Here is a 14,834-nt window from a genome sequence, read left to right as displayed (position 1 = left end):
GCCGTCTTGCGGGTGGTGAGGGGTGCGGGTAGGGGTTACCGCCCTCAGCCCCTGTTCGTAATGATCGGACTGTCGTGTTTCGGGGCGTACGGGGAGGTAGTTCGTGGCACGCATGGGCGGGAATGGTCACTGCCGTTCGTTCAATGGGAACGGGAGGCTGGACATCATGGCCCGTGACGACGACACGGGTGAACTGCTGGTCTTTCCGCACAGCGGCAGCTTCCGTGGCGGCGAGACATTCGACGAGCCCGTGCTGATCAGCACCGGCTTCCACCCGTATCGCCACCACGGGATGGTCCGTCCCATCGACGTCAACGGCAACGGCTACGCCGACGTGATCGGCGTGAGCATGACGCACATGAACGAAACGCACGGGATCTTCCTCTATCCGAACAGGGGCGGGCTGAACGGTCTCGACACCCTCGGCGAGCCGATCCGGATCTCCGGCGCGCGCGACGACAAGAAGTGGGAGACCCTCGGCATCGCCGACGTGGACCTGGACGGCTGTGACGACATGTTCGGCCGCGAGCAGGACGCGGGCCACGTCGACGCGTTCTTCAACAAGCGCCAGGTCACGCAGAACGAGACGTACGACCGCACCGCGCACCGCCTGGTGACGGTCGACGTCGAGGACTTTCCGCTCGCGATGGCAGACGTCACCGGCACCGGCCGCCCCGACCTGCTGGTCCGCCGCGCCAACGGCGACCTCGACCTGTACGAGTTCGCGCACGACACCTCCGGCGAGGGCCCCTGGTGGCGGGGCGAGGGCCAGTGGTTCACGCTCGGCAAGGGCTGGCAGGAGTTCGCGCACATCACGGTGACCGACATCGACCTCGACGGCCGGCCGGACCTGCTGGCCGTACGCGCCGACGGCACGCTCGTCGTGCACCTGCACAACGGCAAGTTCGATGCGGAGCGGCCCTCGGCCACGTTCTCCGCGCCCGAGGTGCTCGCGACGGGTTGGCAGAAGTACTCGGTGGTGAGCTGACGTAGGCCGGCCGCTGGAGGCCGGACGGCCCGGTGACGCCGGCTTCTGCCCGGTGGAGGCCATCTCGGTGTCCGACGCGCGGACGGGGGCACAGGCCGCCCCGACGAGGTGACGGCGGCCGGGTCCCGCGCCCGGCTGCCGGCCACACGGCGACACCACCGTTCCGGCCCGGGCGACATCCCGCACGCGCGGACGACCGGCTGAAGCACCGGTGACCGCAGGACATCTCGAAACCGCTGCCGCGCCTTCGCATGAAAGCGCCCGACCGCCCCGCCGCTCGCGCGCGAGCGCCCCGGCCGCCGCGCTTTCGCGTGGAGAGCGCCCTGCCGCCGCGCCTTTGTGTGCGGCCGCCCCGCCGCTCGCGTGCGGCCGCCCAGGTGATCAGGACGGCGTCCTGATCGCCATTGGCTGGGGCGTCGTCAACACGGCGTTCCCGGAATGCGTCAGTCACCAGCCGCACAATTCGGGCGGGTGCCGCGGTGCCTCGTCAGCCGTGGGGCGCAGCGCCAACCAGCCCGCCGCGCGTAGTGCGTTGAGCGCCGAGCCACGTCCCGCCGGAAGCGGCTGCGTTCCGGTGGTGGTCACCCTCGTACTCGATCGGCCCGCCAGCCCCGGGTACCCCCGGGGCCGGTGGGCCTTTCCCGGTCCGGACGGGCTGCTTCTGGTCCGGGCGGATGCGGCCCCGGCGGGTGTCTCGTGCGTCCCGTGACGGACCAGCCCCCCACCCCGTCGTGCGTCGGGGTGGGGGGCGGTCGTGGCTCGCCCGGGGTCAGGCGTTGTCCAGCTCGCTGTCCAGGATGTCGAACAGGTCGTCCGCCGTGACCGAGGCGAGGTCCGTGGCCTCGGCGGGGCTGGACTTGTCGCGCCACCTGGTCAGCAGCCGTTGCAGGGCCGCGGCGATGTCCGTCTCCGCCGTCTGCGTCGCGTCCACCAACTCCAGCGTCGCCTCGACCCTGGCGATGCTGTCGACGAGGGTGCGCAGGTTGAGCTGCGCCTGGTTGCCGCCCAGCTCCCCGATCAGGTGCTCCACGAGCGCCGCGGGCGTGGGGTGGTCGAACGTCAGCGTCGCCGGCATCCGCAGGCCGGTGGCCTGGTTGAGCCGGTTGCGCAACTCCACCGCCGTCAGCGAGTCGAAGCCCAACTGCTTGAACGCCTGGTCCGCCGCGATGGTCTCCACCGAGTCGTGGGCCAGCACGGCGGCCACGTTCGTGCGTACCAGGGTCAGCAGCACCTCGCGCTGCTCCGGCTCGGCGAGGCCGGCCAGCCGGCTGGACAGCGACGCCGCGCTGCCGGCCGAGGAGGCGCGCCGGGGGCGGGTGAAGGAGCGCAGCGGTGCCGGCGCGGACGTGCTCGTGCGCAGGACACCCACGTCCAACCTGATCGGGACCAGGCACGGCTCGTCGGTCCGGCAGGCCGCGTCGAACAGCGCGAGCCCCTCCTCGACGGTGTGCGCCCGCACGCCGGTGCGTCCGATGCGGGCGAGGTCGGCCTCGGTGAGCCCACCGGTCATCGCGCCACCGCTGCGCCACAGGCCCCAGGCCAGCGACGTCGCCGTGCGGCCGGACGCCCGACGCCGCGCGGCGAGCGCGTCCAGGAAGGCGTTCGCCGCCGCGTAGTTCGCCTGGCCGGCCGTGCCCAGCACCCCGGTCGCCGAGGAGAACAGCACGAACATCTCGACGTCGCCGGCCAGCTCGTGCAGGTTCAACGCCGCGTCGACCTTTGCCCGCAGCACCGCGTCCACCCGTTCCGGCGTGAGCGACTCGACCGTACCGTCGTCCAGCACGCCCGCGGCGTGCACGACGCCGACCAGGTCGGGCAGGGACGCCAGGAGTTCCGCCAGCGCGGTCCGGTCGGCGGCGTCGCAGGCGGCGACCGTGATCCTGGCGCCCAGCGACTCCAGCTCGGCCGTCAGCTCCGCGGCGCCCGGCGCGGCCGGGCCACGGCGGGAGGTCAGCACGAGGTGCCGCGCACCGTGCGCGGTGACCAGGTGGTGGGCCAGTTCCGCGCCCAGGGCTCCGGTGCCGCCGGTGACGAGCACGGCGCCCGCCGGGTCGAACAGGCGGCGGTCCGAGGTGGCCGCGAAGGTTGCGAGGCGCGGCACGGTCGGCATCCCGTCGCGTACGGCGACCTGCGGCTCGCCGGTCGCGACGGCCGCGCCGACGAGAGCCGGGTCGTCGGTGTCGACGAGGACGAAACGATCGGGATGCTCGGTCTGCGCCGAGCGGACCAGGCCCCAGACCGCCGCGCCCGCCGGGTTCGTGCCGTCGGTCGCACCCTGCGACACGAACACCAGCGGGGAGCGGTCGCCGGGCAGCCACTCCTGGACCGCCGCGAGCGCGTCGTGCACGGCGGCCCGTACCGCCTCGGCGTCCGTGCCGGTCCCGACCTGGAACACGTCGAAGGCGCCGGCGGGGGCCACGGGCGTGGGGACGGGCTGCCACTCCAACCGGTGCAGCCCGTCCGGACCGGCGCTGGAGCGCAGCTGCTCGATGGTCACCGGGCGCGCGACCAGGGACTCGACCGTGGCCACCGGCATGCCGGTGGCGTCGGCGAGCGCCAGGGCGTACGCGTCGCCGGCGGTGGGCGTGATCCGCACCCGCAGGGCCGTCGCCCCGGTGTTCAGCACCCGTACGCCGTGCCAGCTGAACGGCAGGCGCAGCGGACCGTCGGCCCCGGTGGCCAGGGAGATCGGGTGCAGGGCCGCGTCCAGCAGCGCCGGATGCAGTCCGAAGCGGCTCGCCGGCGCGTCGACGGGGAGCGCGACCTCCGCGAGCAGTTCGTCGCCGCGCCGCCAGGCCGCCACCAGTCCCCGGAACGCGGGGCCGTAGTCGACGCCGAGGTCGGCGATGCGGTCGTACAGCTCCTCGACCGGGGCCGGCACGGCGTCGGCGGGGGGCCACTCACCGGCCCAGCCGGCCTCGGGCTCCGCGGCGGTGTCGAGCAGGCCGCTCGCGTGCTGCGTCCACGGCTCGTCGTCGAGGGCGTCCTCGCGCCGGGAGTGCACCCGCAGCGGCCGGCGCCCGGCCTCGTCGGGCTCCCCGACCTCCACCTGCACCCGTACCGCGCCGTCGGCCGGCAGCACCAGCGGCGCGTGCAGGGTCAGCTCCTCGACGCGGTCGAGGTCGACGTGCTCGGCGGCCCGCCGCGCGAGTTCGACGAACGCGGCACCCGGCAGCAGGACCGTGCCCAGGACGGCGTGGTCGGCGAGCCAGGGCTGTTCGCGCAGGGAGAGCCGGCCGGTGAGCACGCTCCGCTGGGAGTCGGCGAGCGCCAGCACCGCGCCGAGCAGCGGATGGTCCGCCGCCCCGAGCCCGAGCCCGGCGGCGTCCGCCGGCCCCTCGTCGGGGACCAGCCAGTACCGCTGGTGCTGGAACGGGTACGTCGGCAGCTCCACCTCGCGGGCGCCCGCCCGGTACGCGCCGGCGTCGGGGCCGGCCCCGGCGGTGAAGAGTCGCCCGACGGCCCTGCCGAGGGTCGCGGTCTCGGGTTGTCCCCGGCGGGTGGTGGCGATGGTGGTGGCGTCGCCGGTGGCGGCGGCCGTGGCGAGGACGGTGTCGGGGCCGATCTCGAGGAAGGTGCCGACGTGGTGCGTGCCGGCGAGAGCCTCGACGGCCTCGTGGAAGCGGACGGTGTGGCGCAGTTGGGTGACCCAGTGGTCGGGGGTGGAGCGCAGCGGTCGGCCGTCGACGGTGGAGATGACGGGAACGGTGGGCTCCCGGTGGGTGATGGAGTCGGCGACGGCGCGGTACTCGTCGAGGACGGGGTCCATCAGGTGGGAGTGGAAGGCGTGGGAGACGGTGAGCCGCTTCGTCCGGTGGCCCTGCGCGGCGAGTGCCTCGGCGGCCGCGAGGGTGGCGGCCTCGTCGCCGGAGAGGACGAGGTCGGTGCCGGTGTTGACGGCGGCGACGCCGACGGAGTCGGTGAGGTACGGGGTGACCTGTTCCTCGGTGGCCTGCACGGCGACCATGGCGCCCCCGGTGGGGAGGGCCTGCATGAGCGTGGCGCGGGCGGCGACGAGCTTCGCGGCGTCGGCGAGGTCCCAGACGCCGGCGACGTGGGCGGCGGCGAGTTCGCCGATGGAGTGTCCGGCGAGGTGGTCGGGGCGGACGCCCCAGGATTCGAGGAGCCGGTAGAGGGCGACCTCGAAGGCGAACAGGGCGGGTTGGGTGTAGCCGGTCTGGTGCACCTCGTCGGTGTCGATGACCTTGCGCAGCGGTTGGTCGAGGTGCGCGTCGAGGGCGGCGCAGACCTTGTCGAAGGCGGCGGCGAAGACGGGGTACGCGGCGGCGAGTTCGCTGCCCATGCCCAGCCGCTGGGCGCCCTGCCCGGTGAACAGGAACGCCAACCTGCCGGCCCCGGGGGTGCCGGTGACCAGGTTGGCGGCCTCCTGGCCGGCGGCCAGCGCGGCGAGGCCGTCGAGGAGTTCCCGCCTGTCGGTCCCGACGACGGCGGCCCGCTGCGTGAACCGGACCCGGGCGGCCAGGGAGCGCGCGACGTCGGCGTCCGGCAGTTCGGGGCGGGCCGCGAGGTGGTCGTGCAGGCGGCGGGCCTGCTCCCGCAGGGCCTGCTCCGAGCGGGCGGACAGCAGCCACGGCAGGGCCTGCGGTGGCGTGCCGGCGTCGGCGCTGTCGGCCTCGGCGGGGGGCTCCTCGATGATCACGTGCGCGTTCGTGCCGCTGACGCCGAACGAGGACACCCCGGCGCGGCGCGGGTGGCCGTTGCGCTGCCACTCGGCCGGCTCGGTCAGCAGCGCGACCGAGCCCGCCGACCAGTCGACCTTCGGCGACGGCTCGTCGACGTGCAGGGTGCGCGGCAGCAGCCCGTGCCGCAGGGCGAGGACCATCTTGATGACCCCGCCGACGCCGGCGGCGGCCTGGGCGTGGCCGATGTTGGACTTGAGCGAGCCCAGCCAGAGCGGGCGTTCGCGGTCCTGGCCGTAGGTGGCGAGGATGGCCTGGGCCTCGATGGGGTCGCCCAGGGACGTGCCGGTGCCGTGCGCCTCGATGGCGTCCACCTGGTCGGCCGACAGCCCGGCGTTGGCCAGCGCCGACCGGATGACCCGCTGCTGCGAGGGGCCGTTGGGGGCGGTGAGGCCGTTGGAGGCGCCGTCCTGGTTCACTGCCGAGCCGCGGACGACCGCCAGGACGCGGTGGCCGTTGCGGCGGGCGTCGGAGAGCCGCTCGACGACCAGTACGCCGACGCCCTCCGCCCAGCCGGTGCCGTCCGCGGCGGCCGCGAACGACTTGCACCGGCCGTCGCGGGCGAGACCCCGCTGCTTGGAGAACTCGACGTACAGGCTGGGCGTGGACATGACTGTCACGCCGCCGGTCAGCGCGAGGGAGCACTCGCCGGAGCGCAGCGCCTGCACGGCGAGGTGCAGGGCGACCAGCGACGACGAGCAGGCGGTGTCGACGGTGACCGCCGGCCCCTCCAGCCCGAACGTGTACGCCACCCGGCCCGAGGCGACGCTGCCCGCGGTTCCGGTGCCCAGGAACCCCTCGACACCGTCGGGTACGGCGCTCGCCCCGGCGGCGTAGTCGTGCGTCATGAGGCCGGTGAACACGCCGGTGGGTGAGCCGCGCAGCGCGTCCGGCCGGAGGCCGGCGTTCTCCAGCGCCGCCGAGCAGGTCTCCAGGAAGATCCGCTGCTGCGGGTCCATCGCCAGCGCCTCGCGGGGGCTGATGCCGAAGAACTCCGCGTCGAACCCGGCCGCGTCGAGGAGGAATCCGCCCCGGTCGACGTAGCTGGTGCCGGGGGTGTCCGGGTCGGGGTCGAACAGCGTGTCCAGCGACCAGCCGCGGTCGGTCGGGAAGCCGCTGATGCCTTCGCGGCCGTCGAGCAGCAGCTGCCACAGCTCGTCGGGTGAGCCGACGCCGCCGGGGTAGCGGCAGGCCATGCCGACGATCGCGATGGGCTCATCGGTGGGGCGGGCGGCGACCGCCGCCACGACGGGGCGCGGTTCGTCCTCCCGGTCGCCCAGCTCGCCCCGCAGGTACTCGACGAGGGCCTCCGGGGTGGGGTAGTCGAAGGTCAACGTCGCGGGCAGGCGCAGCCCCGTCGCGGTGTTGAGCCGGTTGCGCAGCTCGACGGCCATCAGCGAGTCGAAGCCGAGCTGGCGGAACGGTTCGGTCACGGAGACGGCGTCCGCGTCCGGCTGGGCGAGCACGGTCGCGACCTGCGTACGCACGATGTCGAGCAGCAGCCCGCGCTGCTCCTCCTCGCTGCGCCCGGCCAGCTCGCGGGCCAGCGCGGTGGCGCCCGGCCGGGTCGCGGCCTGCCGCCGGCGCGGCACCCTGGCCAGGCCGTGCAGCGGCGGCGCGGCGTTCGTGGCGGCGCGTACCGCGGCGACGTCGATGGTGACGGGCACCAGGTGCGCCAGGTCCGAGCGGCACGCGGCGTCGAACAGCGCGAGCCCTTCCTCGACGCTGTGCGGGAGGAGACCGCCGCGCGCGATGCGGGCCAGGTCGGTCTCGCCGAGCTGGCTGGTCATCGCGCTGGCCTCGGCCCACAGGCCCCAGGACAGCGAGGTGGCGGCCCGGCCCTCGGCCCGGCGCTGTGCGGCCAGGGCGTCGAGGAACGCGTTCGCCGCCGCGTAGTTCGCCTGTCCCGCAGTGCCGATGACGCTCGCGACGGAGGAGTAGAGCACGAACAGGTCGACGTCGCCGGCCAGCTCGTGCAGGTTGAGCGCGGCGTCGAGCTTGGGTCGCAGGACGGCGTCGAGGCGGTCGGGCGTGAGCGACTCCAGGATGCCGTCGTCGAGCACGCCCGCGGTGTGCACCACGCCCACCAGCGGCCGGGCGAGCCCGTCGAGCAGCGCCGACAGGGCCTCGCGGTCGGCGGTGTCGCACGCGACGACGTCGACCGTGGTGGCGCCGAGGGCGGTCAGCTCCTCGGCCAACGCGGCGGCGCCCGGCGCGTCCAGGCCCCGGCGGGAGGCGAGGACCAGGTGTTCCGCGCCGTGCCGGGTGACCAGGTGGCGGGCGAGCGCGGCGCCGAGCGTGCCGGTGCCACCGGTGATCAGGACGGACCCCGTCGCGTCGAACAGTGCGCCGTCCGGGGTGGCGGCGGAGTGCCGGGCGAGCCGCGGCACGGTCAGCGCCCCGTCGCGGACGGCGAGCTGCGGCTCCCCGGTGGCGAGCGCGGCGGCGAGGGCGCGCTCCGACTTGTCGGTGCCGTCGGTCTCGACGAGGACGAAGCGGTCCGGGTGCTCGGTCTGGGCGGAGCGGACCATGCCCCACGCAGCCGCGCCCGCGAGGTCGCCGCCGCGGGTGACCACGGCCAGCCGCGCGGTGCCGGCCGCGGCCCGCTGAAGCGTCGCCAGCGTCTCGTGGAGGGACTGTCGTACGGCGTCGGCGGTGTCGCCCGCCTCGACCCGGAACACCTCGACGTCGGGCGTGCCGGTGCCGGTCGGGGCGGCCACGGGCACCCAGTCCGTGCGGTACAGCGCGGCGGTGGGGCCGCTCGCGCCGGCCAGGCCGTCCGTCGTGACCGGCCGGACCGCTACCGCGTCGGCGCTCAGCACCGGGTTGCCGTCGTCGTCGGTGGTGCTCACCCGCAGGGTGTTCTCGCCGGCCGGGGTCAGCCGGACCCGCAGCGTCGAGGCCCCCCGGCGGTGCAGCCGCACCCCCCGCCAGGAGAAGGGCAGCCAGGCCCGGCCGCCCGGGTTCCCGCCGCCGTCGAGGTGCAGCACGAGCGGGTGCATGGCGGCGTCGAGCAGCGCCGGGTGTACGCCGTAGCGCACGGCGGCCGGCTCGTCCTCGGTGCGCAGGGTGGCCCGGGCGAACAGCTCGTCGCCGCGCCGCCACACCTCCTGGACGCCTTGGAAGGCGGGCCCGTAGCAGAATCCGCGCGCCAGCAGCCAGCCGTAGAAGTCGCCGACCTCGACGGGCTCCGCGCCGGGTGGCGGCCACTCCTCCAGCACCGGGGCCGGCGCGGGTGCGTCGGCCAGCGTGCCCGAGGCGTGGCACGTCCACTCCGCGCCCGGCGGCTGCCCGGCCGGCTGGGAGTACACGCCGAACTCGCGGCGGCCCTGCTCGTCGGGTCGGCCGACCCACACCTGGAGGTTGACCCGCTGCTCCTCGGTCAGGGTCAGCGGGGCCTGGAGGGTGAGTTCCTCGATCGTGCCGCTGCCGGTGTGCTCGGCGGCGTGCGCGGCCAGTTCGAGGAACGCGGTGCCGGGCAGCAGGACCGTGTCGAGGACGGCGTGGTCGACCAGCCACGGCTGCTCGCGCAGGGAGAGCCGCCCGGTGAGCACGAGCCGGTCGGTGTCGACGACGCCCAGCACCGCGCCGAGCAGCGGGTGGCGCGCCGCGGTGAGGCCGGCCGCGCCCACGTCGCTCCCGGTCGTGGGCCGCAGCCAGTACGACCTCCGCTGGAACGGGTACGTCGGCAGCGGCACCTCGCGGGCGCCGGGGAAGTAGGCGTCGGCGTCCGGGCTCGTCCCGACGGTGAAGAGGTGGCCGACGGCCCGGGCGAGGCTGTGCGTCTCCGGCTGCCCCCGGCGCATGGTGGCGATGCCGGTGGCGTCGCCGGTGGTGGTGGCCAGGACGGTGTCGGGGCCGATCTCGAGGAAGGTCTCGACGCGGCCGTCGGCGGTGAGGGCGGCGACGGCGTCGTGGAAGCGTACGGCCCGGCGGACCTGGGTGACCCAGTGCTCGGGCGTGGAGCGCAGCGGCTGCCCGTCGACCGTGGAGATCAGCCCGATGCGGGGTTCGTGGTGGGTGATGGACGCGGCGACGGCCCGGTAGTCGTCGAGCATCGGGTCCATCAGGTGGGAGTGGGCGCCGAGCGGGATCGGCAGCCGCTTGGTCTTGTGCCCGAGCGCGGCGAGCTGCTCGGCGGCGGCGAGGGTGGCGGCCTCGTCGCCGGAGATGACCAGGTCGGTGGGGGTGTTGATGGCGGCGATGCCGACCTGCTCGCTGAGGTACGGGCTGACCTGCTCCTCGGTGGCCTGCACGGCGACCATCACGCCGCCCAGGGGCAGGGCCGCCATGAGGGTGGCGCGGGCGGCGACGAGCTTCGCGGCGTCGGCGAGCGACCAGACCCCGGCCACGTACGCGGCGGAGAGCTCGCCGAGGGAGTGCCCCGCCACGAAGTCGGGGCGGATGCCCCACGACTCGACGAGCCGGTGGAGGGCGACCTCGAAGGCGAACAGGGCCGGCTGCGTGTACGCGAACCGGTGCAGGTCGTCGCTGCGGATGATCTCGCGTACCGGCTTGTCCAGGTGCCGGTCCAGCTCGGCGCAGGCCTCGTCGAAGGCGTCCGCGAAGACGGGGTACGCGGCGGCGAGTTCGGTGCCCATGCCGAGGTACTGGGCGCCCGTACCGGTGAACAGGAACGCCAGCCCGCCGGGGCGGGCGGTGCCGGTGAGCACGTCGGCGGTGCCCTGACCGGCGGCGAGGGCGGCGAGGCCGTCGAGCAGGTCCTGCCGGGTGGCGCCGGTGACCGCGGCTCGGTGGCCGAAGGCGACCCGGGTGGTGACGAGGGACCGGCCGACGTCGGCGACCGACAGCTCGGGCCGGTCGGCGAGGTGGTCGTGCAGCCGGCGGGCCTGCTCCCGTACCGCCTGCTCGGAGCGCGCCGACAGCAGCAACGGCAGCACCGGCGGCGCGGCGGGGGAGTCGGCGACCGGGGCGTCGGCGGCGGGCGGCTCCTCGATGATCACGTGCGCGTTCGTGCCGCTCATCCCGAACGACGAGACGGCGGCCCGGCGCGGCCGGTCGCCGGCGGGCCACGCGACCGGCTCGGTCAGCAGCGACACCGCGCCGGCCGACCAGTCCACCTTGCGGCTCGGCTCCGAGACGTGCAGGGTGCGCGGCAGCAGCCCGTTGCGCAGGGCGAGGACCATCTTGATCACGCCGCCGACGCCGGCGGCGGCCTGCGTGTGGCCGATGTTGGACTTGAGCGAGCCGAGCCGGAGCGGCTGTTCGCGGCCCTGGCCGTAGGTGGCGAGGATCGCCTGGGCCTCGATGGGGTCGCCCAGGGACGTGCCGGTGCCGTGTGCCTCCAGCGCGTCCACCTCGCCGGGTGCGAGGCCCGCGTTGGCGAGCGCGGCGCGGATGACCCGCTGCTGCGAGGGGCCGTTGGGGGCGGTGAGGCCGTTGGAGGCGCCGTCCTGGTTGACCGCCGAGCCGCGGACGACCGCCAGGACGCGGTGGCCGTTGCGGCGGGCGTCGGAGAGCCGCTCCACCACCAGTACGCCGACGCCCTCGCCCCAGCCGGTGCCGTCGGCGTCGTCGGAGAACGCCTTGCACCGCCCGTCGGGGGAGAGGCCGTTCTGCCGGGAGAACTCGGTGAAGGTCTCCGTGCCGGCCATCACGGTCACGCCGCCCGCCAGGGCCATCGCGCACTCGCCGGAGCGCAGCGCGCGTACGGCCAGGTGCAGGGCGACCAGCGACGCCGAGCAGGCGGTGTCGACGGTCATCGCCTGGCCCTCCAGGCCCAGGGCGTACGCGACCCGGCCGGACGCCACGCTGCTCGCGGTGCCGGTGATGAGGTGGCCGTCGACCCCGTCCTCCTCGCTGTGCCCGAGCCGGCCGTAGTTCTGCACGTGCAGGCCCGTGAAGACGGCGGTGTCGCTGCCGCGCATCGAGGTCGGCGGGATGCCGGCGTGCTCCAGCGCCTCCCACGCGGTCTCCAGGAACACCCGCTGCTGCGGGTCCATCGCCAGCGCCTCGCGGGGGCTGATGCCGAAGAACTCCGCGTCGAACTCGTCCGCGTCGTGCAGGAAGCCGCCGGCGGTCGCGTTGCACGTGCCCGGGCCGTCGCCCGCGAACAGCGCCGCGAGGTCCCAGCCGCGGTTGGTGGGGAACTCGCCGATGACGTCGGTGCCGTCCGCGACCACCCGCCACAGGTCGTCCGGGGAGGTGATGCCGCCCGGGTAGCGGCAGGCCATGCCGACGATCGCGATCGGCTCGCTCTCGTCGTACGACTCGACCGTGGCCGGCGCCGCCTCGACCGTGCCCAGCCCCAGGGCGTCGAGCAGGTGGCTGGCGAGGATGTCCGGCGTCGGGTAGTCGAAGACCAGGCTCGCCGGCAGGCTGAGGCCGGTCGCGGCGCAGAGCCGGTTGCGCAGTTGCACGGCGATGAGCGAGTCGTAGCCGAGCTGGCGGAACGGCGTCTCGCCGTCGATCGTCGCGGGCGCCTGGTCGCCCAGGACCTCGCCGGTCGCGGCCCGTACGAGTTCGCGCAGCAGGCCGACCCGGTCGTCCGCCGGGGTCGCCAGCAGCCGCTCGGCCAGGGCGTTGCCGGCGCCGTCGGTGCCGGCGTCGGCGGCCAGCACGGGGCGCGCGGCGACCACGCAGGGCTCGCCCGAGGCCAGCGCGGCGTCGAGGAGGGCGCTACGTCGTGTCGCGGGGGGCCGGGCGAACCCCGGCGCGCTCCACGCCACGGAGACGCCGGGCAGGCCGAGCGCGCGCCGGTGCCGCACCAGCGCGTCGGCGGCGACCGTGGCGGCGACGTCGCGGCCGTCGGTGAGCAGCACGAGGTTGGCCGGGGCGCGCCCGAGCGGCGCGGTGTGCAGGGCCAGCGTCTCGGTGACCGTGAGGTCCACCGCCGCGACGGTGGTGACCGGCCGGTCGCCGAGCACGGCCGCCAGCGTCTCCGGGGCGAACGGCACGTCCGGGTGCACGCAGACCTCGGCGCCGAACGCCGCCAGCTCCGCCGGGGCGCCCGCCGGCACGTCGTCCGGCCCCACCAGGACCAGTTCGCGTACGTCGTGGGCCGCCACGAGGTGGCGGGTGAGCGCCGCGTCGTACGACCGGGCGACGAGCACGACCGTGCCCCGCAACGGTGCGCCGCCGGGCAGGGCGGGGACGTCCGCGTACCGGGGCACGAGCAGTTCGCCCTCGCGTACGGCCAGCACGTCCTCGCCGCAGGCCACGGCCGCGCGCAGCTCCTCGGCACCGACCCGGTCGGCGTCGACGAGCACGAGCCGGCCGGGGCGACGGAGCTGGTGGGCCCGCGCGAGCGCCCAGGCGGCGGCCTGCCCGGGGGCCGCCTCGTCGTCGCCGTGCAGGCCGCCCCGGGTCAGTACGACCAGGCGCGAGTCCGCCGGGTGGTCCCCGTCGAGCACCCGCGCCAGCAGCTCGGACAGCGCGGTGTGGTCGGGGTAGCTGTCGACGGTGAGGTCGTCGTCGGTGAGGTCGGCGGTCAGCTCGGGCGGGCCCACGACCGCCCAGGCGAGCCGACCGGGGTCCGACCCGGAGTCGGGCTCCGGTGCCGGCTCCCAGCGCAGCGCGTGCAGCCGGTCGGGCAGCGATCCGGCCGCGCCGATCAGGCGGGCGGGCAGCTCGGGGAGCCGGTGCCGGGCGGGGCTGCCGAGGGTGGTGCGGGGGATCTCCCGCACCAGGTACGTCTCGACCGGCACGGCCGCGGCGGGCAGTTCCGCGCGGCACCGCGCCAGCAGGCCGGCGGCGTCCACGTCGGACCCGACGACGAACGCGACGGGACCGTCGGGCCCGGCGAGGGCCGCCGCGTCGGCCACCCCCGCCGCGGCGCGCAGCACCGCGTCGATCCGGTCCAGCCGGACCCGCTCGCCGCCGACCTCGACCGCGTCGGCCAGCCGGCCGGTGACCGTGAGGTGCCCGGAGTCGTCGCGGCGGGCCAGGTCGCCGGTGCGGTACCAGCCGCCGCGCAGCGCCTCGGCCGTCTCGGCGGCGAGGTCGTGGTAGCCGCCGGCCATCACGTTCGGGCCGTTGACCCAGACCTCGCCCTCCTGCCCGGGGCCCAGGTCGGCGCCCGATGCGGGGTCGACCACCCGCACGCTCAGGCCCGGCAGGGGCAGACAGCGTCGTTCCGCGTCGCCGCCCGGCCAGCTCACCGCGATCAGGCCGGACGTCTCGGTGGTCACGTAGCCGGTGAGCAGCGGCGCGGCGAACGCGGCCTCGAAGGGCCCGCGCAGCGCCGGGTCCACGGGTCCGACGGCCAGCGCGATCCGTACCCCGCGTGGGTCGGGGCCCGGGGCGTCCAGCAGGGCGCGGTGCGTCGCGCCGGCGCCCACCAGCACGGTGCTGCCCTGCGCGGCGAGCGCGGCCCGCAGCTCGTCGGGGGAGAGGCCGCCGGCGAGGCGTACCGACGCCCCCGCCGCGGTGGCGGCGAGGAGTTGCCCGAAGCAGGCGTGCACGGGCAGCATCCACAGCACCCGGTCGTCCGCTGTCCACCCGAGTCCGGCCACGTACGTCGCCGCGGCGGCGGGCCACAGCGCGTTGCGCTGCGTGGACAGCACACCCTTGCGGCGGCCGGTCGTTCCCGCCGTCCAGGTGAGGAACGCCAGGTCGTCGAGGCCGGCGTCGTCCTGGGGCGGCGACGCCGGGTCGGTCGTCGCCAGCTTCTCGAACGAGTGCCCGTCGCCGTCGTGCCCGCCGTCGACGACGAGGACCGACACGGCCACCCGCGCCGCGTTCGCCGCGTCGGTGATGACCGCGTCGGCGCCGGCGTCCTCGACCAGCCGGGCCAGCTCGGCGTCGTCCAGGGCGGGGTCCAGCGGCACCGCGATGCCGCCGGCCCGGACGACGGCGAGGACGCTCTCCACCGCCGTGACCCCGTCGAGCAGGACGACGACGCGGTCCGCCGGCCACACGCCGAGGTCGGCGAGGTGGCCGGCGAGCCGCGCCGTCCGTATCTCCAGCTCCGCGTGGGTCACGTTCCGCCGCGAGTCGGCGTACGCGACCTGGTTGCCGGACCGGTCGGCGTTGGTCCGGAGCAGTTCGGGCAGGGGCCGGAGCAGATCGGTACGCGGCATGGTTCAACAACCTCTTGTCGGATAGCAGTGGTGATGCGGACCGTGGGTGGGGATGCGCTCAGGACCGTGACCGGAAGGGACACCAGGGCGGGCACCAGCGGCGTA

At 75.6% G+C, this 14,834-nt stretch carries 2 protein-coding genes; one reads left to right on the top strand and one right to left on the bottom strand.

Translation table 11 applies throughout. The features are described from left to right. The first annotated feature begins 112 nt into the window (after window positions 1-112). Complete coding sequence (locus ACGFNF_RS29145) at window positions 113-988, top strand: FG-GAP-like repeat-containing protein (RefSeq protein WP_393172082.1); 876 nt, start codon at window positions 113-115, stop codon at window positions 986-988. A 769-nt stretch (window positions 989-1,757) separates the two neighbouring features. Here the strand turns inward: ACGFNF_RS29145 and ACGFNF_RS29140 are convergent. After that, window positions 1,758-14,729: an SDR family NAD(P)-dependent oxidoreductase gene (locus tag ACGFNF_RS29140; protein WP_393172061.1), complete on the bottom strand. Its 12,972-nt coding sequence runs from the start codon at window positions 14,727-14,729 to the stop codon at window positions 1,758-1,760. Window positions 14,730-14,834: the final 105 nt, after the last annotated feature.

The organism is Micromonospora sp. NPDC048868 (assembly GCF_043198195.1).
GTDB lineage: Bacteria > Actinomycetota > Actinomycetes > Mycobacteriales > Micromonosporaceae > Micromonospora > Micromonospora reichwaldensis.
The sequence above is the reverse complement of the archived record's forward strand: the minus strand, read 5'-3'. Positions and strand labels throughout refer to the sequence as shown.

Bases quoted from the DNA above. Each gene is read 5' to 3' on its own strand.
- ACGFNF_RS29145 (WP_393172082.1), top strand. From the start codon at position 113: ATGGGCGGGAATGGTCACTGCCGTTCGTTCAATGGGAACGGGAGGCTG.
- ACGFNF_RS29140 (WP_393172061.1), bottom strand. From the start codon at position 14,729: ATGCCGCGTACCGATCTGCTCCGGCCCCTGCCCGAACTGCTCCGGACC.